This is a genomic window from Nocardia sp. CNY236 (genome assembly GCF_000482385.1).
GTDB lineage: Bacteria > Actinomycetota > Actinomycetes > Mycobacteriales > Mycobacteriaceae > Nocardia.
Genome location: NZ_KI519394.1, coordinates 195,877 through 217,632, shown reverse-complemented (window position 1 = coordinate 217,632; position 21,756 = coordinate 195,877). Strand labels below are relative to the sequence as shown.

Here is a 21,756-nt window from a genome sequence, read left to right as displayed (position 1 = left end):
CTCCGTGCCCCGTCGCGGTTGTCTACCTATAACTTACTCTGGAGTAAGTCCGAGGGCTACATCGGTATTCCCGGACACGTCTCGGCGATCTATTGGCCGATCGTGAGATGCATCACCCGCCCGAAGCGTGTGGCAACCATCCAGCACAACATGACCGGACGGTTGGAGAGGCTCACATCCTTCGTTCCAGTATCTCGTATCTATGGCAGGTATTTCGAACGATTTGGAACCGGTCAATTCATGGTTCGACGAGATATTCGTCCGAATATCGGTACATGGATCGAACTTGTCGTAAGAAACCCCCGTTCGTGCAGCTCGTTCGATATCGCAAGGATTCTGTTGGCGAGATCGGCGCGTTGGGCTGCGGCGACCGGGTCGCCGGCCTTTTCATTGGTGAGCACGTGCTCGTTCCGGCCGAGGATTCCGTCCTTGCCCGCATGCTGGAAGAAAGTTCTGTGATAGTCCTGGGTTCAGGCGGGCATGGTGCTCACCTCTTTTGCCCTCGGCCAACGCATCCATCTCGAACTGACCGAGCACGGCTGCGTGCAGCAGCAGGATCTGCGCGATCTGCTCGGGCTGCATCCGCGATGCATCGTGCCGTCGTCTCTACCGAAACGCTCGGCCTGAGTGTCGGCATTGCGAACATCCAAGTTCGACCCGAGAAGGTCACCAGCCGAACTGAGTTCGAGTGCTTGCCCGGCAAGCCGCTGTGTAGCTTCGGAAACCGAATCCTCGAACGGCCACAGGGCGCCATTGATGAGATCCTGATGAGCGCTGCGGACTTCGGCCTCGACGATGCCGTACTCCGTACTCCGGCAATCCGCCAGAGGCCGGCAAGCGGCGAGTCGTGGACGATGTGAACACACTCGCGTGGCTGATCGCCCGCCGTGCGGGAAGTCCAAAGGACTCGGCCGGCGCACCATGGGTTGCACGCATGAGCTGCGGCGTCCTTGCCAAACAAACTTACTCTGGAGTAAGTTTGGTGTCGATACGGACCCGCACATTGTGCTAGCAGATCATTCCGGGGCGACCCCCGAACCCGTGAGACAAAACTCAGAAAAGGTAGGAATAGTGGCAGCCAGCAAGAGCAAGGGTGCTCCCAACCTCTACGGATCGTTCGTGCACTCCGTCCCCGGCGCGTTCTTGGCCGACAAGCTCGGCTTGCCGAAGCCGGAGACACTGCGTCGCTACCGCAAGGGCGCGGACCCACTGCCGGGTGCGGTGCTGCTCGGCGGTAAGGGCCGCGTCGCCGAGCCGGTCCGCGCGCTGTTGTCGGACTACACCTTCGCCGACGCACCGAGTGCTGGAGCCAAATACGGCGCCCTCGTGTTCGACGCCACCGGCATCGGCGCCATCGAGGATCTTTCCCAACTGTTCGACTTCTTCCAACCGGTCATGCGCAGCATCGCTCCGTCCGGTCGCCTCGTGGTCATCGGCACCACGCCAGAGTTCGCCGCGAACGTGGAAGAACAGATCGCGCAGCGCGCGCTGGAGGGGTTCACCCGTTCGGTGGCCAAGGAGCTGCGCCGCGGCGCGACGGCACAACTGGTGTACCTGCACCCGGAGGCCTCGCCCGCCGCGACCGGCCTGGAATCGACGCTGCGCTTCCTGCTCTCGGCCAAATCGGCATTCGTCGATGGCCAGGTGATTCGCGTGGGCAAGGACGACGCGAGCGCTCCCGCCGACTGGGATCGCCCGTTGGAGGGCAAGGTCGCCGTGGTCACCGGTGCGGCGCGAGGCATCGGCGCGACCATCGCCGAGGTGTTCGCCCGGGACGGCGCCCAGGTGATCGTGGCCGACATCCCGGCCGCCGGTGAGGCGCTGTCCCAGACGGCGAACGCGGTCGGCGGTACTGCACTCGCCCTCGACGTGACTGCTGCCGATGCTGCGGAGAAGCTGGCCGCCTTCGCCACCGAACGTTTCGGCGGCATCGACATCATCGTGCACAACGCCGGCATCACCCGCGACAAACTGTTGGCGAACATGGATGAAGGCCGGTGGAACGCGGTGCTCGGGGTGAATCTCGCCGCACCGCATCGGATCACCGAAGGCCTGGTGGCTCGGGGTGCCCTGAAGCCCGGCGGTCGGGTGATCGATGTGTCCTCGATCGCGGGGATCGCGGGTAACCGCGGTCAGACCAACTATGGCGCCTCCAAGGCCGGCGTGATCGGCATGGTGAATGCCGAGGCGCCGAAGCTGGCGGAGCACGACATCACGATCAATGCCGTGGCGCCCGGTTTCATCGAAACCGCGATGACCGCCGCCGTCCCGCTGGGCACCCGCGAAGCCGGACGGTTGATGAGTTCGTTGTCGCAGGGCGGTCAGACCATCGACGTTGCCGAGACCATCGCCTACTTCGCCAGCCCGGCCTCGAATGCGGTTACCGGCAATATCGTTCGGGTCTGCGGGCAGAGTCTGATCGGAGCATGATGACCGCGGTACCCGGGCAAAACAGAACTCAGGTCATCACTCTGACCGAACCGCCGCAGAACAGTCGCCTGTTCGCCAAGGCGGCGGTGGGAGCCGTGCCGCTGCTGTCGGCACGCAAACCGACGCTGCCCAACCGGGCTGTTCAGCTCGACGGATTGACAGTCGACCCGGATCATCTGGCGGCCTACTGCCGGGCGACCGGTCTGCGCTTCGGCGACGCGCTCCCGTTGACCTATCCGTTCGTGCTCACCTTCCCGCTGGCGATGCAACTGGTGGTGGCGCGGGACTTTCCGTTCGTCGCGGTCGGCGCGGTGCACGCGCAGAATCTCATCGAGCGCAGCCGTGACATCTCGGTGAGCGAGCCACTGGATATCCATACGCATATCGAGAATCTGCGTGAGCACCCCAAGGGCCTGCTCGTCGATGCGGTCAGCGAGATCAAGGTCGGCCGCGAGCTGGTGTGGCGGCAGGTCACCACATTTCTGCACCAGCAGCGCACCTCCCTGTCGGGTGGGCCGAAGCCGGAGCCGAAGCCGGACGAGGTTCCGCCGCCGCCGCTGCGCACGCTGCGGGTCGAGCAGAAGATGATCACGCGGTACGCGGCCGCATCCGGTGACCACAACCCGATTCACACGTCCGGATTGGGCGCCAAGGCCTTCGGATTCCCGAAGCCGATCGCGCATGGCATGTGGTCGGCGGCGGCCGTGCTCGGCGCCATCGAGGGCCGTATACCGGGCAAGGTCGAGTACTCGGTCAAATTCGGCAAGCCGATTCTGTTGCCGGCGACGGTGAATGTGTATGCCGACCAGGTCGCGACCGGGTGGGATGTGGCGCTACGCCACCCGAAGAAGGGATTCCCGCACCTGACGGGCACCCTGCGCTGAGCGATCGGCGCCGTATCTCGTTGCACACGGGATACGGCGCCGAGCAGCGTTTACGTGGTGGACTACTCGGCCTTCTTCCGGCCCGCCAGGCCGCGCCACGCGAGGTCGTCGAGCAGATCCACCGCCTCCGCGACCTCGATCTGGCCGCTGGCCAAACGGTCGGCGATGGCTTCCCCGGCCCCGATCACGGCGACCGCGACGATATCGAAGTTCGTCCCGGGCTCGGCATACTTGGCACTGGATTCCAGCAGCTTGGCGGTGAGCTCGATGACCTGCTCGCGGGCATTCTCGATCTCGGTTGCGAACGCTTGCTGCCCGATAGCCTGCCGGTAGATCACCTGCCAGGACCGACGATTGCGGTCGACGAAGCCGAGGAAGCCCTCCAAAGCGGTCCGTAACTGCTCGTGCGGCGTCAGCCGCGGATCACCCGCGGGTGCGACCGATTCGATGAACCGGATTCCTTCGCGTTGAATGCACGCGCGGAACAATTCGTCCTTGGAGCCGTAGTACAGGTAGAGCATGGGCTTGGAGATCTTCGCCTTGGCGGCGATCGCGTCCATCGAGGTGTCATGGAAGCCTTTGCGCGAGAAAACCTCCACAGCGGCGTCGAGCATCTGTTGCTCGCGTATCGCCCGCGGAAGTCGCTTCGTGCCGCCCGCCATCCACACTCCTACTACAGGTGAGCCCCATATATTACTCCAAAGTAAGTTCCGGTGCGACATTCTCGCTGCTCGCCCGATTCGCCGCCTCGGCGGGGTTCAGCACTGTGGCACTGCGCCCTTGAACGTGGCCATGCGCAGTACCGAAGCATCGACCTGAGCCATTGGCAAGCGGTTGCTCGCCACCGCCTGCTCCAACTGGTCGAGCACCTGCGGTACCGCGTCGGTGGTGATCCACAAGGCGTTGTCCGCTCCGGCAACCAAGGCGGCCTCCACAGCGTCGGCGATCGACAGTCGGGTGGTGATCGCCGCCATCCCACCCAGATCGTCGGTGAAGATCGGTCCGTCGAACGGTGCGGCGCCGTACCCGCTGCCGTCACGCAGCAGTGCCATCGCCTCTGGGCTGATGCTGGCGGGAACATCCGGGGTGGTCAAGCCGGGCACATCCAGATGACCGACCATCACGCCCGCTCCGGAGTCGATCAGTTCGCGAAAGGGCGCCAGGTCCACTGCCTGGAGTTGGTCCAGCGGTGGCGTGCGGACCGTACCGGTATGGGAATCACCGGAGGCGGAGCCATGGCCGGGGAAGTGCTTCATCACCGTGCCGACGCCCGCTTCTCGCATCGCCCGAATGAAAGCATCGGCGTACTGCACGACCACAGCGGGATCGTCGGAGAAGGAGCGGTCGCCGATGACGGTGTCGTCGGGTTGAGCACTGACATCGATATCGGGGGCGAAGTCCACGGTCACCCCCAGTTCGCGCAGTGCGCGACCACGCGCCAGCGTCGCGTCGTAGAACTGGTCCGGAGTCATGGTTTGCGCCGTGACCCGTGCGGACGGAGCCACGCCGATCACATCGCCGACCCGAGACACCCGGCCGCCCTCCTCGTCGATGGTCACCATCAGCGGAGCCTTGGCTTCCTGTTCGACTCCGGTGATTCCTCCGGATTCGAGCAGCGACCGGTCGGTCCAGCCGCCGACGAAGATGCCCCCGACCTGTTCGGCTCGCACGATCGCCGCCGCGTCCTCGGCGCCGGTCACGCCCACTGTCAGTAGTTGGGCGAGTTTTTCCCGGGGGGTGAAACGCTCCAGGTACTCGGTAGCGCAGTCCTGTTGCGCCTGGGTGGTGACCGCAGCCGCGGCCCCCGGTGTATCGGAAGGGGTACTCGGTGGGGCCGATTCGGCGTCACCGCCGCTCGAACAGCCGGCAGCCGACACAGCGAACACAGCGAACACAGCGAACAGCGTCTTGCGCACAATGGTCGACGGTACTCCTCGCGGCGCCGCCACCCGGGACCGGCGTCCACGGCCGCCCGAACCGGATCGAGCGCCATTCCCACAGGTCACACCTGTTGCCATGGCGTTTCGTGGGGCCGCCCGAGGGTAGGCTCGAAGTGCGGCTGTGCTTCGCCGGTCGTTCCTACCGTGCGGTCGTGCCCACCGAGAGGTCAACGTGCCCTGCGATCTGATGCTCATCGCCTACGACGGCTCCGAGAACGCCAAGCGTGCTATCGAATACGCTGGGCGATTCCTCAGTGCCGATCGCGCTGTCGTGCTGACCGCATGGGAACCCTTGGTACGCCAAGCAGCGCGCTTGGCAGGGCTTTCGGGTGTGGTGCAACAGGAGTGGGTGCCCGACGAGGAACTCGAGGATGTGGCCTACCTCGACGCCCGGACCATCAACGCCGAAGGGGTGCGACTGGCCGAACTGGCGGGCTTGAACGCCGAGGCGCGCACCGCCGAATGTTCCACGACCATCTGGAACGCCATCGTCGACTGTGCCGACGAACTCGATGTCGACATCATCGTCGCGGGAACTCGGGGAGCGACCGGCATCCGCGCGCTGTTGCACAGCAGCGTCGCCGACGCCGTGCTCAAACACTGCCACCGTCCCGTCCTGCTGGTTCCCCCCGGTAAGACACCCTGACCCCGATGGTGTCGCGTGCTCCGCGTGCCAGGGCGCGATCGGGGTCGCTCGCCGCGGACGGGGACCTCGACCGGAGTGGTCGCCCCGACCGCGTTAGGTTGGGGACATGGATGGGTTCCTGCTCGCTCGCGCCGACAGCGTAGTTCGGGGCTACGGGAGCCGGATGGATTTCGACGACGCCCAGCAGGCGAGTGCGGCGCTGCGCACCGGACACGCGGAATGCGTGGTGGGCGCGCTGCCCTTCGACCCGAGCCAGCCCGCCGCGCTGACGGCTCCCGAGCGTGTGGAACACACCAGCGGTCCGTGGCGTCCTGCGGCACTTCCCGATCTTCCCGCGGTGCGGGCGGTGACCGAAATTCCGAACCCGGCCGAACACGTGGCGCGGGTGACCAAACTGGTCGAACAGCTCAACGATCCAGCACAACCGCTGCGCAAGGTGGTGGCGGCTAGGTCGGTCCTGGCCGAAGCGGAGTCCGCGCTCGATCCGGAACTGGTCGCGGCCCACCTGCTGACCAGGCATCCGCGCGCGAACGTCTTCGCAGTCGACCTGACGCCCGCCGGACGGACGGGTGCGGCGCTGGTGGGCGCGACACCGGAAGTGCTGATCGCCCGGCGCGGCGACACCGTGACGCTGCGCCCGCTCGCCGGCACCATGCCGCGCGGGGCCGACCCGGACGTCGACGCCGCCCACGCGCGGGACCTGCTGGCCAGCGCCAAGAACCGCGACGAGCACGCTTTCGTCATCGAGTGGATTCGCCAGCGGCTGAGCCCGGTGTGCGCCCAGTTGTCGATCCCGGACGGGCCCGAGTTGGTCAGCGCCTCCGAGGTGTGGCATCTGGCGACGCCGATCACCGGACGTTTGCGCGACCCTGCGATCACCGCGCTCGACCTGGCCGTGTTGCTGCACCCGACCCCCGCGGTCTGCGGCACACCCACCGATCTTGCGTTGGACGTCATCACCCACCTGGAAGAAGATCGCGGGTTCTACGGCGGAGCCGTCGGCTGGTGCGATGCCGATGGGGACGGCGTCTGGGTGGTCGCGATTCGGTGCGCGGAGTTGTCGGCGGATGGCCGCACCGTGCGCGCGCATGCCGGCGGGGGCATCGTCGCGGCGTCCGAACCTCGGGCAGAACTCGATGAGACCACCGCCAAGCTGCGCACCCTGCTCGGCGGTCTGCACTGTGCGCTGCCCGTGGAATGAGGCCGGCGGCAGAGTTCGTGCGGCCTAAACGCCTCCCGCGCGCGGTCAGCCTGCTAGGTTGGCCGGGAACGTGCTTGTCTCGACGTATTGGAGTGCCGCGATGAAATTTGCCGTCCCTGGTGTCGCGAGTGCGGTTGCCGGCGCTTTTCTGGGTGTGGTCGGCGTGCTCGTCATCACCACGGCGATGCAGCAGAACTCCCGCCCGGACATCGACCGTAGCGGTAACAAGGACTCCTCGCTGCTGAACAACGTCGAGTACGGTCAACGCTGACCTCCGCAGCACCGACCGATTCGCCGAGGCAGTTCGACACCACACCACTGGGCAGAGGCTGGTTCTTCGCCAGCGTCGTCGTCGCTTGCGCGCTGGCGTTCGCTCAGGCGCCGGCGCTGACGGTCGCGGACACGAAATACGACCTGGCCCAGAATCCGTTCGGCTTTCTCGAGCGCGCGAGCCATCTGTGGAGCAGCCAGGCGCCGCTGGGCCAAGTGCAGAACCAGGCCTATGGGTATTTCTTTCCCCACGGCGCCTTCTTCACCGTCGGGCACGCGTTGGGTCTACCCGCCTGGGTCACCCAACGCATCTGGTGGGCGTTGCTCCTGCTGGCCGGATTCTGGGGGATCATCCGGCTGTGCGAGACGCTCGGCATCGGCACGCGCGGCTCCCGAGTCGTTGCAGCGCTCGCCTTCGCGTTGTCTCCGCGGGTGTTGACCACGCTCGGGTCGATCTCGTCGGAGGCGCTGCCGATGATGCTCGCGCCGTGGGTGCTGCTGGCCCCCGCGGCGCTGGGTGTCGCCCGGGCGCAGCGGCGTCGGAGCCGGGCCCGGACGCCGGCCGGCAGCGCCCTGGCCCTGGCCCTGATGGGTGCGGTCAATGCGGTGGCGACGGTGGCGGCTTTCCTGCCCGCGTTGCTGTGGTGGGCGTCGTATCGGCCGACCCGGCGTTGGTGGCGTTTCACCGCGGCCTGGATTCCCCTGCTGGTGTTGGCCACCCTGTGGTGGGTGGTGCCGCTGCTGTTGCTCGGCGCGGTGAGTCCGCCGTTTCTGGACTACATCGAATCCTCGGGCGTGACCACGCAATGGGCCTCACTCGCCGAAGTGTTGCGCGGTACGAGTAGTTGGACGCCGTTCGTTTCGCCCGAACGCATCGCCGGCGCGGTGTTGGTGACCCAACCCGCTGCGGTACTCGCGACCGGGCTGGTCGCGGCGGCGGGCATGGCGGGCCTGGCGCTGCGATCCATGCCCTACCGCGGCAGACTCACTCTGATCCTGTGTGTCGGCCTGGCCGGCCTGTGCGCCGGGTTCGTCGGTGAGATCGGTGGGCCGTTCGCGGAGTCGGTGCGAGTGTTCTTGGATTCCGAGGGCGCTCCGCTGCGCAACGTGCACAAGCTGGAGCCGTTGATCCGGATCCCCTTGGTGCTCGGGCTGGCCCAGCTGCTCGCCCGGATACCGTTGCCCGGATCGGTACCGATGCCGGTGTGGCGGCGCGCGTTCGTGCATCCAGAGCACAACCGTCCGGTCGCGGTCGCCGCGCTGATCCTCGCCGCATTGACCGTATCCACTTCGCTGGCCTGGACCGGCAAGCTGGCGCCGCGCGGTGCCTACGACCAGGTCCCGGCCTATTGGCAGCAGACAGCGGACTGGCTGCGCCGTCACGCCGCCGACACCCGTGCTCTGGTCGTGCCCGGCGTCCCATTCGGCAATCAAGTCTGGGGCCTGACCCGCGACGAACCGCTGCAGGCACTGGCCGAGACCCCGTGGGCGGTTCGTGACGCGGTGCCGCTGAATCCACCGGGCGCCATCCGCGCACTGGATTCCGTGCAACGGCTGATCGCCGATGGCCGGCCCTCGGACGGCCTGGCCGAAACCCTCGCCGCCCAGGGCATCGGCGTGGTGGTGTTGCGCAACGACCTCGACCCGGAGACCTCCCGCTCGTCTCGGCCGATGCTGGCGCATCAAGCTCTCGAGGATTCCCCTGGCCTGCGCCGAGTGGCCGAGTTCGGTGGTCGGATCGAAACCTCGGTGATCGCCGACGGATTGGTGGTCGATGGCGATCTGCGCCCGCCCTACCCCGCGATCGAGATCTACCGGGTGGAGGCGCCCGGGCCGGGAACACCCACGACGGTGCGAGGCGGCCTCGGCGCGCCGGAGAGCTTCCCCGGCGCGTATACGATCCCGCTGGCCGATGTCCCGATCGTGCAGGGAGGCCCGGAGGTGCTCGAGCGATTGCGCCGAGATCCGGGCCCGACCGAAACCCCCACTGTGCTCGCCGCCGATGCCGTGCGGGCCGGGCTGCCCATCGGTCCGGTGACGGTCACCGATACGCCGATGGATCGAGAGGCCGACTTCGGGCGGGTGGACAACCACAATTCGGCGCTGCGCGCGCCCGACGACGCACGCCGCACCCACAACCTGGTAGCCGACTATCCGGTGCCGGGCGCCGAACTGGTCCACGGCGAATGGTCCGGCGCGACGATCACCGCGTCCAGTTCCGCCGCGGACGCCACCCAGCTCGGCGGGGTGGCGCCGGGGAGTTCGACCGCGGCCGTCGTCGATGGCGATCTCGCCACTGCGTGGATCAGCAACGGGACCGAACACGCATTGGGGCAGTGGCTTCGACTGGATCTGGATCGTCCGATCGCCTCGGGACAGCTGAGTCTGACCACCAGTTCGGCAGCCATCGGAGATCCGGTCAAATGGATCGAGGTGCGCACCGCGCACGGCACGGTATCGGCGCGCATTGCCGAACCCGGTGCATCGGTGTCGGTTTCACTGCCGGCCGGTACCACCGACTGGCTGACCATCACCGCCATCCGCACCGAAAACGGTACCCGTGGAGATCAATTCGGTATCAGCGAACTCACGCTCGTCGACTACTCCCAGCGTGACGCACCGGTCGAGCTCGACATTCGACGTCGCACCGTATTGCCGCCGCCACCATCGGGAACACAGGTGCGCGCCTGGGATCTCGGTCAAGAATTTCCTGGCCGCAGCGCCTGTTTCGACGCCCCCGACCGGGTCCGATGCGGCAAAGGCCTCGCGCTGGCGCCGGAGGAGCCGGGTCCGTTCGAGCGCACGCTCGCGGTCCCGAATCCGATGACCGTCACCCCGGAACTCACCGTTCGCACCAGGCAGGGCCCGGCGTTGGAGGCTCTGCTCACCGACCACAGCCGTCCCGTCGCCCGGGGTGCAGCCGACGTCGGCGATCTGCGTGGGGCCGCCTTCGCAGCGACCGACGGTGACCCGCGCACCAGTTGGACCGCTCCGGAAGACTCCGTGCGTCATCCGACCGCTGGGCGACCGACCCTCACGATCGAACTGCCCGAACCGGTGGTGGTGACCGGTCTCGAACTCACTGCCTCGCTCGGCGGCCTGCCCGCGGCGCCGACCTCGGTGACGGTGGACCTCGGCGCCGGCCCGCAGGTGCGCGAGCTGGACCAGGATTCGCCGGGCGAACCCACGCGCATCGAGTTGTTGTCGACTGTGACCGACCGGGTGGAGGTCAGCATGCGCACCTGGGAACCGGTATTGGACAAGACCGCACTCGGCTTCGTACAAGCTCAGCCCCCCGGCCTGGCGGAGGTGGTCGTGCTCGGACCCGACTACCCTGCAGCCGCGCCGTTGGATCGGGTGCTCACAGTGCCGTGCGCGCTGGGGCCGACGATCGAAATCGGTGGCCGGTCCCTGTCCACCACGATCACCGCCACGGCCGCGGAATTGCGTTCCAGCGCACCGGTATCCGCGCGTCTGTGTCTCGGTTCCGAAGCGGCGGGGCAGTTCGCGGTACCCGCAGGTCGGGTCGGGGTGGCGGTCGGGCCGACCGAGCTGTTCTCCGTCGACCGTGTGCGCATGACCCGCACCGACATGCCGGCGTCCGTGGCTCACGTCGCCCGTAGCGACGCTCGCCTGTTGGTGCTGCCCGCGAGCACCAACGCCGGTTGGCGCGCAACCGCCGTGGACGGCCGGCAGCTGGAGCCGGTGGTCGTCGACGGTTGGCAGCAGGGCTGGCTCCTGCCGGCCGAGGCCATGGGACCGGTCACGGTCGCCTTTCCGATCGATCGCTGGTATCGCCTGGGCATCTTCGGTGGCCTGCTGCTGTTGATACCGCTGGTCGTCGTCGCGCTCCGCCGCCCCGGCCGCGGGTCGAGACCCGAGGCCTCCGACACCGACGAGGTGGCCGACCCGCTGGCGAATTCGGTGGACGCACGGGCGGACCCGGCTCCAGCGGCAGCGCCGGTCACCTGGGGGCGGCGGTGGATGGGCGTGGCGGGACTACTCGCGACCACGACGGTGATCGCCGGTCCGGTGGGTGCGATCACGACAACGATCGGTGTGGCTGCCGTCCGGTTCCGGCCGCGGGTGGCCGCCCGTGCGCTCGTCGTGGTGGCGGGCGTGGGCACGGCGGTGTCCATGGCCGCGTTGTCGACCGGGCCTTGGCGTTCGCCCGACGGCTATCTGGGTGGTTCGCCGCTGGTGCAGCTGCCCGCGCTGGTTGCGGTCGTCGCGGTGGGACTTGCGGCGCTGCCGCGTCGGGACCAGCGGCGCGCCGGCTCCTCCACCAGCGCATAGCTGGCCGCTGCAGCCGGGATGGTGAGAGCGATCGTCAGCACGAGCACCGTGCCGAACTGTCCGTGGAAAGGCAGAATGCCGAACACCGGAAAGACGATCGACAGCACCGCGAGATGCCAGAGGAAGATTCCGAACGACCAGCGTCCCAGCATCGCTGCCACCGGCGATTCCAACCACCGGTGAGTGCGCGCGCCCGTATCTCGCAGCACCAGTGGCGCCAGCAATGTGAACCCGATGATGGAACCCAGCGCAACTTTTGTCACGTACTGCCAAGGCTCGGCCCGAGTGAGTCCGTCCGGCCCTGCCAGATCGGTCGCCGATACCGCGAAGGCGACCACAGCGACCGTCCACATCAGCCGCTGGTTCCCCACGGCCCGGCGCCACACCGAGGGGTGGACCGTATCGCTGACGAGTTCGGCGAGCACCATGCCCGCCAGAAACCAGGGAAGGTAGCTGGGCAGCCAGTTGTCGGCGTGGATGGCCTCGGGCGTCGGCACCGGAATCAGGTTCCATCCCAAGCAGATCACCGCGGCGGCCAGGAGCGTCGGAGCCCGCAGCCGGGCTGCGCGCCCGCGCAACCGAATCAGCGCGAACGCCACCACCGGTAGCACGAGGTAGAAGGCGACCTCCACCGACAGGCTCCACATATGGGTCAGGCCCTCGGTCAAGGTCAGTGGGACGAATACCTGCAACAGGGCGAGATTCGACAACCACACCTGCCCTCCGGCCGTCCGCGCGGCCCCCGGCAACAGCACGAGAACCACGCACACCACCACCCAGTAGGCGGGCAGAATGCGCGCGGCGCGATGCCACAGGTAGTGACCGACCGCCGGAGCCGGGCCGAGCCCGCGCGCCGCCGCGGCGTGCGGGCGCCAGAGCAGGAATCCGGACAAGGCGAAGAACACCGCGACCGCCATGTCGAATCGCTGCCACACCCGGCCGATGATCGGTGTGTCCACAGCTGCGGTCTGGAATGCCGCGTGGGTTACCAACACTCCGAGCGCAGCCATCCCGCGCATGCCCTCCAGCGCGGGAACGAACGACGAGAGCCTTCGTGAGGCCGGAGGTGTCACAGGGGGCGCGGTCGAAGTCATCGTGATTCAGTGTGCCTTGCCGACCCGTCGTCGATGATCCGACAGCCCCTTTGCGTGCGCAGCGCCCTGCGATTTCTCCACCGTTTCTGCCATCGCCACCGCGCGATGCCACATAGGACTGTAGTGTCTGGGCTCACGAGATGCCGCGGGCTGCCCGCGGCATCTCCGCAACGGCCTGTGTTCTACGACGAGGAGAGTTTGCATGGCACCGAGTGCCGGTACAAGAAGGACAGTGGCCTGCTCGCTCATCGGTCTCGGCGCATTTCTCATCGTCGCCGCAGTGCTGATCCCGAGCTACACCGTCGACAAAGTTGCCAAGACTCCTCTCGATCTGGAGATCACCACCATCGCGACCAACCCGCCAGGGGAAGACAGCCTCGTGCTCGACGCTACGTCGCTGGCTGTGGACGGCCCGCCCACGATCGATCGCAATGTTCCGCTGGTCTCCCAGCGTTTCGTCACGGTGGAGGATCCGGCCGATGCCGACAAGATGACCGTGCAAATGGGCCAGACGCTGCGACGGACCGACAAGCAACTCGACACCGGACTGCTGAGCGCGGCGATCGACCGCGTCACGATCAGCCGCACCACCGGCATGCCGGTCGACACCGAACCGAACGGCTCCATCGCGCTCACGGTGAACAGCCAGGGTCAGACCATCGCCGAGCCGGTGCAACACACGGGTTTGCAGTACCGATTCCCCATCGGCACGGAGAAGAAGACCTATCCGTACTTCGATTTCAACGTGCGCAAGACCTTCGACATCGAATTCCTCGAAGAGACCGAGATCAACAACCTCACGGTCTATCACTTCCGGATGTCGGTGCCGCCCACCAGTTTGTGGGATGTGGTGCAGTCACCGAGGAATCGCGTGACTCTGCCGGCCGCCAAATGGGGTCTCGAGGGCGACGCTCCGGTGACGATGATCCGGTACTACACCAACACCCGTGACCTGTTCGTCGAGCCCCAGACCGGTGCGCTGATCAAGGGGAGCGAAAAACCGCACCTGTACTACTCGCGTACTGCGGACGAGGTCGAGGTCACCGCGCTGAAGTCGCATCTGGTGATGGACGACAAGACCGTGGAATCGCAGATGTCGACGGCCAAGAAGTACGTCGATCAGCTGTCGCTGTACGGGCGGATCCTGCCGATCGTGGCCGGGATACTCGGCGCGATCGCGGTGATCGCCGGTGTGCTGCTGGGCATTCGAGGCGGTGGACCCGGCCCGATGCCCGCTCGCCCGGGCGGTGGGCCGAGCCGACCCGGCGGAACCGCGCCCATCGGCGGCGCCCCGCCCGAACGGGTGGGTCCGGGCGCCGACGATATGCCCACCGAACAGATCCCGATCCACAAACAGCCCTGATCCACTTCGCGCACTGATGAATTCGGCTCCTCCACCGGCTGTCCTGCCCGCCGGTGGGGGAGCCGAATTCGCGTGACGGTGGCAGGGGTCGACCCACCGGAGGTCAACTCACCGGACGCAGCGGGTCGGGACCGGCTGTGGTGTCGGCGGCACGCACGACGACCGCGGCGACCACGACAGTTGTGCAAGCCGCGACCGATACCGCCGTCACGAGCACCGCGGGGATCGAGCGGGCCAGCACCACCATGGCCACGATTTCGACGGCCAAGCCCAGCCAGGCGAACGCGGCGAGCGATGTGCGGCCGATAGCGATCGCGGAGAGTACGGCGCCTTGCAACACCGCCAGCACCGCACCGTGTAGGGCGAACAACCACAGCAGGTCCTGGACGGGGGCATAGCCCGGCCCGGCCAGCAGTGGGGCCAAAGGAGCGGCCAGCGCTGCGCCGAGCACCGCGGTCAGGCCGATCCCGCTGAGTACCGCCAACGCCACGCGGATGGCGCTCGCCGACTGCGTCGGCTGCGCCATCCGCGGATACAGCACGACGCCGACGGCCTGTGGCAGCCAGAACGCGATCTTGGTGGCAATGGTGCCGAATGCGTAGCGGCTGGCATCCGCTTCCTCGAGCACGATCCGGACCACGAGGAGATCCGCCGACGACAGCGCCATCAGAGCCGCCTGTACCTGCGCGGCCCAGAGGACCGGCCGTACGCGGGCGACCGGGACATCGTCGCGGTCGAGTTCGCCGCGCGCTCGGGTGGCCGGCTCACCGGCGATCATCCGGGCGCACACCGCCGCTGCGACGATCCCGCACGTCGCCGCCAGCAACGTGAGCGGCACGCCGCCACCCAGAGCCAGGATCACCAACGCGGGCCCGACCCGGGCGATGCCCGCCGTCCCCAGCACCACCCCCAAGGCGCGGAACTGTTTGTTCCCCTGCAGAATTCCCTGCTCACCAGCCAGGAGCACCAGCGCGGGCGCGGCGGCCAGAGCTGCCGCCGCGGCGGCGACACCGACCTGTAGCATGCCGGCCACCAGCGGCGTCACCAGCGCCGCCGCCACGGCGACGACCGCCGCGCAGCGCCACTGCAATCCGCGCAGTTGCGCGACGCCCGCGCCCCCAACCACATCCCTGGCCACCACGTTCTGCAATGCCAGCGCGGGAACCGCGCACAGCAGCTGCAGCGCGAGCAGACTTGCGAACTCGCTGAAGCCGCCGGAAACTCCCAACCATCGACCGGCCAGGACTTGCAACAGGTATCCGGTCACGTTGGCGGTCATCGCCCCACCGGACACCCACGTGAGGTCCGCCATCACCAGGAACCGACGGATAGCGGGCACGCGGCTCATCGTCGCATCTCGCCGCGTGCTCCGACGCTGCGCCCCGCCGAGGTCGACTGCCGGTCGCCGTGACTGTGGCGTCGACGTGAGTGGAACGTACAGTGCTCAGGCGTGAGCGTGAGCGGCCGGGAGCGAGTGGTGACTGCGGGAGCCAGCGCTGCGGGAGCGCTGCTGGTGGCCGGGCCGCTGCTGCGGCCGGGCTACCTGCTGGTGCGGGACGCGGTGAGTACCCCGCGCAGCTATCCCACCGATTCCGCGCTCGGACTGGGCGACGCCGCCCCGCGGGCGGTACCGCAGGATGCTGCGCTCGCGGCGCTGTCGACGATCGTGGACGGTGGACTGGTCGTCAAGGCGATCCTGGTGCTCGCGCTGTGGGGTGCGGCCTACGGCGCGGCGGTCCTGGCCCGCGAATTTCTGCGGGCGCCGATCGGGGCGCAACTGGTCGCCGCCGCGGTCGCGCTGTGGAATCCGTATGTAGCCGAGCGGCTGTTACAGGGGCACTGGAGCTTGTTGGCCGGGTATGGCGCGCTGCCGTGGACGGTGCTGGCCGCCAACCGACTCCGATCGACCGTCGTGCCCTTCGGGAAGCGGACCGGTGCAACGGTGTCGGCCTGGGCTGCGCTGTCGGCCGCGCTCGCCGGGGCGGGCCTCACGCCGACCGGGGCGTTGTTGGCCGGGAGCACCGCGCTGGCACTCGCTCGTCGCCGACACCTGCTCGCGACGCTGGCCCTCTGGCTCGCGACGTCGGCGCCGTGGCTGGCCGCGACCATGCTGTCGGGCGCTGGCAGCGAGCCCTCGGACCCCGCGGGGGTCGCGGCGTTCGCTGCCCGCGCCGAACCCGGTCTCGGCACCCTGGGTGCCGTCGCGGGCCTCGGCGGTATCTGGAATGCGGAGGCGGTGCCGTATTCGCGCACCACGCCGCTCGCCGTGATCGGAACCTGTGCATTGCTGGCGATCGTCGCGCTGGGTGTCCGGGCCTTCGCTGTCGGGGGCGCCGACTCCGACGATCGCCGTGTTCGGCGAGTGCTGCTGCTCCTCGCGGCGATCGCGATCGCGTTTCCCGCGCTCGGTGCGACCCCGTGGGGCACGACTTTGCTGGAGCAATTGGTGACCCGTGTACCGGGCGCCGGTCTCCTGCGCGACACCCAGAAGTTCGTTGCTCTGGCCATGCCGGCCTACGCCATGTGCGCCGCAACCGGGTGCGTGGTGCTGGCGCGTCGGTTGTCGACCGGGACCGGCGGTCGGCGCGATGCGCCGCGGCAGGCGGCGATATCCACGGTCGCTGCCGTCTTCGCCGCTGTGCTGATCCTGCCGCTCTACGATCTGGCGTGGGGTGTGAGCGGAGCTGTCCGAGCGGTGCACTATCCGGATGGGTGGCAGCGGGTCGCCGAACGGATGACCAGTGGCGGCGACGTCGCGGTGCTGCCGGGGGGCATGTTTCGCGTATTCCACTACAGCGGAGCGGTTCCGGTGCTGGACCCGGCGCCGCGGATGCTGCCCAACGACGTTCTGCAGACAGGCGAACTGCCGGTGCGTGGGTCGAGGGTGGCCGGTGAGGGCGCTCGCGCCCGAGAGGTGGAAGATCTGCTACACCGCGGTGCTTCGGCCACGCGGTTGGCCGATCTCGGTGTCGGCTGGGTATTGGTCGAACGAACCACTCCGGGCCCACTCGGCGATTCGGCTGGAAGTCTGGCTCGACTCGAGTTGGTCTACCAGGACACCGATTTCGCGCTGTATCGCGTTCCGGGTCCGATCGAATGGCACGGGTCTGCATCGACGCACCGCGCATTGGTCTGGGCGGCGCACATCGTGTGGGCGGTGGCCCTGCTCACCGGTCCATGCCTCGTGCTCGGCACACGTGTACGGTCTCGGTTCGGGCGGTCACGGTGAAGACAGCGCGACGCCGGGCGGTGTCGCGTGTACGAGACCACCGCGCTGGGGTCAGTCGATCGACCGCGGTGCGATCAAGCCCGGGAGGTGCTCGCCCCGGGCAGCGGCGGCCAGCACCTCGTAGACGCCGTTTCCGGTTTGTTCCCAGGAGAATTCGCGCGCACGGGCGCGCGCCTTCTCTCCCATGACGGTGCGGCCCACCGGATCGTCGAGTAGCTCGCCCACGGCGTCGGACAGGTGAGCGACATCGTCCACCAAAAGGCCGGTGGCGCCGTCGACAATGGAATCGGTGAGCCCGCGTGAGCTCCGATAGCCGACAGTGGGTACCCCGTGCTGCGCGGCCTCGATCACCGCCAGTCCCCAGCCCTCTTTGCGGGAGGGCAGTACGTGCACCCATGCGCGGGCCAGCAGTTCGTGTTTGCGGCGCTCGTCCACGTGGCCGTGGAAGGTGACGGCGTCGGCGATGCCGAGCTCGCGCGCGTGGTCACGCAGTTTTGCAGCCCACCAGCCATCGCCGATCACCTCGAGGCGCAGGTTCGGCAGGCGGTCGTGCAACCGTGCGACCACCTCCAGCGCATCCTCGATCTGCTTGTGCGGCACCAGTCGGGACAGCACCACGACCGTGGGCGCCTCGGCCCGGGTTTCGGCGGCGCCGGTCGGGGCGTCGACTGGAACAGGTTCTGCTCCATTGCGCACCACGGCGATCCGTGCCGGATCGACACCGAGGGCTGCCAATTCTTCGGCCGAGGGCAGCGAGACGGTCAGATACTGATTGTGCCGATGGACGCGGGGGGAGAGCCAGGATTCGATCCACCAACCGACCCGGCCGACCAGTTTGCCGGCGACCGGCCATTGTTCACGATGTCCGTGGTGTACGAGCACCACCGATGCCGCGCTGGTGACGGTGGTCGCGAAGAATGGGATGCCGTTCTGGGTGTCGATGACCGCGTCCGGGTGCACACCGCGCAAGGAACCGAGGCCGATCCGACCGAGCAGCAGGGCGCCGAGGGCCCGCGGATACACGGTGAAGCGCCCGCCTGCCCGATCGAGGTCGACGCCATCGATGCGTTCACGCCGGGGCGATCCTGGATAACGGGCGGTGCGCAGCGTCACCTTGATCCCGCGTGCCGCGAGCCGCGCGCCGACCTGTTCGAGATAGCGCTCGCTTCCTCCGCCTTGCGGGTGCCCGGTGTCGCGCCAGCACAGGAGGAGAACTTCGCGCACGGTGGAGCTCTTTCGGTCGGTAAGGCATCGGTCGAATACCGCGGTACACCCTAACTCGAACACCCGCCCGGCACGGTGAGCTTCGTGGTTGTGCCAGACTCGGCGCCGTGCTCGACGTCGAAACCACGCCCGCGCGCGGGGGCTCGCCCCGCTTCGCGCGTCGGGCTACGCTGCGCCGCTCCTTGCGTCTGCTCGGTAGTTTCCGGTTCGAGCAAACCGATCCTGCACTGTTCTACGGGGGCCTGGCGGCCGACAGCGCGGCGATGATCGCCGACTTCTATGCAGACCTGACCGGCCGGTCGTTGCACGGCGCGACGATTCTCGATGTCGGCGGTGGGCCGGGGTACTTCGCCGACGAGTTCGTCCGGACCGGGGCGCGCTACATACCGGTGGAACCGGACTCCGTGGAGATGCACGCGGCAGGACGTATGGTGGCGGGGGCGGTGCGCGGGTCCGGGATGTCCCTTCCGTTCCGCGACGATGCGGTCGACATCTGCTTCTCCTCGAACGTTGCCGAACATGTCGGCAAACCGTGGGTCATGGCAGATGAGATGGTGCGGGTGACCAGGCCGGGTGGGTTGATCGTGCTGTCGTACACGGTGTGGCACGGACCGTTCGGTGGGCACGAGACCGGACCATGGCACTACTTCGGCGGGGAGTATGCCGCACGCCGTTTTCGTCGCAAGCACGGGCGGGAACCGAAGAACCGGTTCGGCAGGTCGCTGTTCGCGGTGCGTGCTGTGGACGGGTTGCGCTGGGCGGCAGGTACTCCGGCCGAGGTGGCCGCGGTCTTCCCGCGTTACCACCCGCGCTGGGCGTGGTGGCTGGTACGGCTGCCGGTGGTGCGCGAGGTACTCGTGAGCAACCTGGTTGTCGTGGCCGCCAAGCGTGAGTCGCGCTAGGGCTCCAGCCACCCGCGGCGCCAGTGCCGCTTTCCGCACGGTGCATGCACCGGCTCGCTCCACGGCGATTCTCGTATCGCCAGCCCCACGGTCTCCAGTGTGGTCAGCCCGACCAAGTCGGCCAGTGCTCCGACCGCCGCGACCGCCTCGGCGGCCTGAATGGCCGCGGTAGCCTGTTCGATGGTCAAGGTGCGGCCGGGTAGGAACGACACCACCCACCCGCCACTGCCGACACACTTCGCCTGATGCTCGGTCCGATCGCTGGTCATCAGCGACCGGTCGATTACTTGCACCGCCATGACTCGGACTCCCCAGTTTGCGGAATCGGTTCGGGAATGGAGCGCGCAGATATGCTGCTCCAGCATCCCCTTTTCGGCAAGAGAACGCAATAGTGCGTTCGACGAAAACCGTACCGAGAGGTCGGGATTCACACCGACGGTAGTGGATCCCATGGGTGGAACTGGAACGAGTTACAGACAAATGTGGCGCAAAACTGTAACGTGTTCTCATGTTCTACGACAGCTTGTTCATCGGCGGCCGCTGGACCGCGCCAGCCACCGCCGAGCGCGTCCCGGTCCTCTCACCGTTCACGGTCGAGCCGGTGGGCAGCGTCCCCGCGGTGAGCCGTGCCGATGTGGACGCCGCGGTCACCGCGGCCAGGCATGCTTTCGATCACGGCCCGTGGCCGGCTACACCGCCGCGTGAGCGTGCCGAGGTGCTCACCCGCGCTGCTCGCTTGATGGAGCAGCGCTCCGCCGACCTGATCGCCGCGTTGACGGCCGAGGTCGGCGCTCCGCAGACGACCGCCATGACACTCAACCAAATCCCTGCGGTCGCCGCGCTGGATTCCTACGCGGCCCTGGCCGAGTCGTTCCCGTGGCGGGAGACCCGGGTCGGCGGGTTCGGCACCAGCCGAGTCACCCGGGAGCCGCGTGGCGTCGTCGCGGCGATCACCGCGTGGAACGTCCCGCTGTTTCTCGCGGCCAACAAGCTTGCGCCTGCTCTGCTCGCCGGCTGCTCGGTGGTGTTGAAGCCCGCCCCGCTCACGCCGATCACCGCCAATATGCTCGCGGACATCTTCGTCGAGGCCGGCCTGCCCGAAGGCGTGCTTTCGGTGCTGCCCGCCGAGCCCGACGCGGCGGAGTACCTCGTCGGGCACCCCGGGGTCGACAAGCTGACCTTTACCGGGAGCACCGCGGTCGGCAAGCGGATCGGTGCGCTGGCCACCGGCCAACTCAAGAGCGTCTCGCTCGAACTGGGCGGGAAATCCGCGGCCATCGTGTTGCCCGATGTGGACGTGGCGGCGAGTGTCGGGATGCTGGCGTTCTCGGGACTGATGAACAGTGGACAGGGTTGTGTCGCGCAGACGCGCATTCTCGTGCCCCGCAGTCGTTACGACGAAGTTCTCGATGCGCTCGTCGAGCATGTGACAACGATGACGGTCGGCGACCCGAACGACCCCAGTGTGCAGTTGGGGCCGCTGATTTCCGAACGCCAACGCGACCGGGTCGAAGGATATATCGCCAAGGGCAAGGCCGAAGGCGCGCGGCTGGCGCTGGGTGGCGGCAGGCCGGCGGGCCTGGACCGGGGCTGGTTCGTCGAGCCGACGATCTTCGCAGATGTCGACAACAAGTCGACCATCGCGCAGGAGGAGATCTTCGGTCCGGTGCTTTCGGTCATCCCCTACCAGACCGAGGACGACGCGGTCGCCATCGCCAACGACTCGGTGTACGGTCTCGCGGGTTCGGTGTGGACCACCGACGTCGAGCACGGCGCCGACATCGCGGCGCGGGTGCGGACGGGCACCTACGCGATCAATTGGTACGCGTTCGATCCCACTGCGCCGTTCGGCGGGTACAAGTCGTCCGGGATCGGCCGGGAGAACGGTCCCGAGGGGCTCGATTCCTTCTGCGAGCAGAAGTCGCTGCTCATGCCACTCGGTTGGACAGAATGATCAGTCGGTGGGCATGACGGCTCGCAGGATCGGCTCGCGCCGGCCGTAGCGTCGCTCGGGCGCGTCGACGATCTCGACGCGCCACCCCGGCGGCAGCACCGCCCGCAGCCGCCCGGCGGCCCGTTGGAGCGGCGTGCTCACCGTCGCGGCCACGAATTCGAGGTCGGTAGACGCCTCGGTATTCGGATCGGCCATGTTCCAACCACCTCTCGCGCGTCGATCTCGACGGACACCGCGAACATTCGCGGAGTGCGATATCGAAGGGGAGTCGTTCAGTCGATCGAAAATCGGTCAGCAGTCGGATTCGAGATGTTCGAATGAAG

The 21,756-nt window shown here is 67.7% G+C and carries 18 protein-coding genes; 11 read left to right on the top strand and 7 right to left on the bottom strand.

Translation table 11 applies throughout. The features are described from left to right. The first annotated feature begins 480 nt into the window (after positions 1-480). From K940_RS32710 to K940_RS0123995, 3 genes are all read left to right on the top strand, one after another. The gene (locus K940_RS32710; RefSeq protein ID WP_155981092.1) at positions 481-627 is read left to right on the top strand and encodes a hypothetical protein; all 147 of its coding nucleotides are present in this window, start codon (positions 481-483) and stop codon (positions 625-627) included. A 444-nt stretch (positions 628-1,071) separates the two neighbouring features. Next, complete coding sequence (locus tag K940_RS0124000) at positions 1,072-2,430, top strand: 3-oxoacyl-ACP reductase (protein ID WP_028479558.1); 1,359 nt, start codon at positions 1,072-1,074, stop codon at positions 2,428-2,430. Beyond that, on the top strand, positions 2,427-3,314 hold the full coding sequence (locus K940_RS0123995) for a MaoC/PaaZ C-terminal domain-containing protein (RefSeq protein WP_231390497.1): 888 nt from the start codon (positions 2,427-2,429) through the stop codon (positions 3,312-3,314). The genes K940_RS0124000 and K940_RS0123995 overlap by 4 nt, the downstream gene beginning before the upstream one ends. A 62-nt stretch (positions 3,315-3,376) precedes the next feature. Here the strand turns inward: K940_RS0123995 and K940_RS0123990 are convergent, their stop codons facing one another. Both K940_RS0123990 and K940_RS0123985 read right to left on the bottom strand, forming a co-directional pair. After that, the gene (locus K940_RS0123990) at positions 3,377-3,976 is read right to left on the bottom strand and encodes a TetR/AcrR family transcriptional regulator (RefSeq protein ID WP_028479556.1); all 600 of its coding nucleotides are present in this window, start codon (positions 3,974-3,976) and stop codon (positions 3,377-3,379) included. 96 nt (positions 3,977-4,072) lie between these two features. Further along, positions 4,073-5,230, bottom strand: a complete 1,158-nt coding sequence (locus tag K940_RS0123985) for a glycoside hydrolase family 3 N-terminal domain-containing protein (RefSeq protein WP_051407507.1) — start codon at positions 5,228-5,230, stop codon at positions 4,073-4,075. Between the two features lie 196 nt (positions 5,231-5,426). Here K940_RS0123985 and K940_RS0123980 point away from each other — a divergent pair, with 196 nt between their 5' ends. The 4 genes from K940_RS0123980 to K940_RS0123965 all read left to right on the top strand — a co-directional run bounded on the left by K940_RS0123980 (position 5,427) and on the right by K940_RS0123965 (position 11,667). After that, positions 5,427-5,900 (top strand): universal stress protein, encoded by a 474-nt coding sequence (locus K940_RS0123980; RefSeq protein ID WP_028479554.1) that lies wholly within the window; start codon positions 5,427-5,429, stop codon positions 5,898-5,900. A 106-nt stretch (positions 5,901-6,006) separates the two neighbouring features. After that, complete coding sequence (locus K940_RS0123975) at positions 6,007-7,101, top strand: isochorismate synthase MenF (protein ID WP_028479553.1); 1,095 nt, start codon at positions 6,007-6,009, stop codon at positions 7,099-7,101. 100 nt (positions 7,102-7,201) lie between these two features. Next, positions 7,202-7,372 carry a DUF2613 domain-containing protein gene (locus K940_RS32030; RefSeq protein WP_081706608.1) on the top strand — a complete coding sequence of 57 codons (171 nt, stop codon included), beginning with the start codon at positions 7,202-7,204 and terminating at the stop codon, positions 7,370-7,372. Beyond that, positions 7,369-11,667, top strand: coding sequence for an alpha-(1->3)-arabinofuranosyltransferase (locus K940_RS0123965; RefSeq protein ID WP_051407496.1), 4,299 nt, complete (start codon positions 7,369-7,371; stop codon positions 11,665-11,667). Before K940_RS32030 ends, K940_RS0123965 begins: the two co-directional genes overlap by 4 nt. Here K940_RS0123965 and K940_RS32025 read toward each other — a convergent pair. Beyond that, positions 11,550-12,761, bottom strand: coding sequence for an acyltransferase (locus K940_RS32025; protein ID WP_155981091.1), 1,212 nt, complete (start codon positions 12,759-12,761; stop codon positions 11,550-11,552). The two genes, K940_RS0123965 and K940_RS32025, sit on opposite strands and share 118 nt — an antisense overlap. A 202-nt stretch (positions 12,762-12,963) precedes the next feature. Between K940_RS32025 and K940_RS0123955 the strand changes: the two genes are divergently transcribed. Beyond that, on the top strand, positions 12,964-14,124 hold the full coding sequence (locus K940_RS0123955) for a DUF3068 domain-containing protein (RefSeq protein WP_028479550.1): 1,161 nt from the start codon (positions 12,964-12,966) through the stop codon (positions 14,122-14,124). A gap of 103 nt (positions 14,125-14,227) precedes the next feature. On the opposite strand, the gene K940_RS0123950 is transcribed toward K940_RS0123955, so the two are convergent. Continuing rightward, positions 14,228-15,472, bottom strand: a complete 1,245-nt coding sequence (locus K940_RS0123950) for a polysaccharide biosynthesis protein (protein ID WP_231390496.1) — start codon at positions 15,470-15,472, stop codon at positions 14,228-14,230. A 102-nt stretch (positions 15,473-15,574) separates the two neighbouring features. Between K940_RS0123950 and K940_RS0123945 the strand changes: the two genes are divergently transcribed. Beyond that, the gene (locus K940_RS0123945; protein WP_051407495.1) at positions 15,575-17,353 is read left to right on the top strand and encodes a hypothetical protein; all 1,779 of its coding nucleotides are present in this window, start codon (positions 15,575-15,577) and stop codon (positions 17,351-17,353) included. Positions 17,354-17,404: 51 nt separating this feature from the next. Here the strand turns inward: K940_RS0123945 and K940_RS0123940 are convergent, their stop codons facing one another. After that, entirely contained in the window at positions 17,405-18,577 is a 1,173-nt protein-coding gene (locus K940_RS0123940; RefSeq protein ID WP_028479547.1) for a glycosyltransferase family 4 protein, read from the bottom strand. A 107-nt stretch (positions 18,578-18,684) separates the two neighbouring features. On the opposite strand from K940_RS0123940, the gene K940_RS0123935 reads away from it, so the two are divergent. Then, a complete protein-coding gene (locus K940_RS0123935) occupies positions 18,685-19,479 on the top strand; it encodes a class I SAM-dependent methyltransferase (RefSeq protein ID WP_028479546.1) in 795 nt (264 codons plus the stop codon). Here the strand turns inward: K940_RS0123935 and K940_RS0123930 are convergent. Then, positions 19,476-19,778, bottom strand: a complete 303-nt coding sequence (locus K940_RS0123930; RefSeq protein ID WP_028479545.1) for a hypothetical protein — start codon at positions 19,776-19,778, stop codon at positions 19,476-19,478. The genes K940_RS0123935 and K940_RS0123930 overlap by 4 nt on opposite strands. A gap of 209 nt (positions 19,779-19,987) precedes the next feature. Between K940_RS0123930 and K940_RS0123925 the strand changes: the two genes are divergently transcribed. Further along, entirely contained in the window at positions 19,988-21,433 is a 1,446-nt protein-coding gene (locus K940_RS0123925) for an aldehyde dehydrogenase (protein ID WP_028479544.1), read from the top strand. On the opposite strand, the gene K940_RS0123920 is transcribed toward K940_RS0123925, so the two are convergent. Then, the gene (locus K940_RS0123920; RefSeq protein ID WP_028479543.1) at positions 21,434-21,628 is read right to left on the bottom strand and encodes a hypothetical protein; all 195 of its coding nucleotides are present in this window, start codon (positions 21,626-21,628) and stop codon (positions 21,434-21,436) included. Positions 21,629-21,756 lie beyond the last annotated feature (128 nt).

Excerpts from the sequence above, each read along its gene's own strand:
- K940_RS32710 (WP_155981092.1), top strand. The coding sequence starts at position 481 with ATGGTGCTCACCTCTTTTGCCCTCGGCCAACGCATCCATCTCGAACTG.
- K940_RS0123995 (WP_231390497.1), top strand. The coding sequence starts at position 2,427 with ATGATGACCGCGGTACCCGGGCAAAACAGAACTCAGGTCATCACTCTG.
- K940_RS0123990 (WP_028479556.1), bottom strand. The coding sequence starts at position 3,976 with ATGGCGGGCGGCACGAAGCGACTTCCGCGGGCGATACGCGAGCAACAG.
- K940_RS0123975 (WP_028479553.1), top strand. The coding sequence starts at position 6,007 with ATGGATGGGTTCCTGCTCGCTCGCGCCGACAGCGTAGTTCGGGGCTAC.
- K940_RS32030 (WP_081706608.1), top strand. The coding sequence starts at position 7,202 with ATGAAATTTGCCGTCCCTGGTGTCGCGAGTGCGGTTGCCGGCGCTTTT.
- K940_RS32025 (WP_155981091.1), bottom strand. The coding sequence starts at position 12,761 with ATGACTTCGACCGCGCCCCCTGTGACACCTCCGGCCTCACGAAGGCTC.
- K940_RS0123955 (WP_028479550.1), top strand. The coding sequence starts at position 12,964 with ATGGCACCGAGTGCCGGTACAAGAAGGACAGTGGCCTGCTCGCTCATC.
- K940_RS0123950 (WP_231390496.1), bottom strand. The coding sequence starts at position 15,472 with ATGAGCCGCGTGCCCGCTATCCGTCGGTTCCTGGTGATGGCGGACCTC.
- K940_RS0123930 (WP_028479545.1), bottom strand. The coding sequence starts at position 19,778 with ATGGCGGTGCAAGTAATCGACCGGTCGCTGATGACCAGCGATCGGACC.
- K940_RS0123925 (WP_028479544.1), top strand. The coding sequence starts at position 19,988 with ATGTTCTACGACAGCTTGTTCATCGGCGGCCGCTGGACCGCGCCAGCC.
- K940_RS0123920 (WP_028479543.1), bottom strand. The coding sequence starts at position 21,628 with ATGGCCGATCCGAATACCGAGGCGTCTACCGACCTCGAATTCGTGGCC.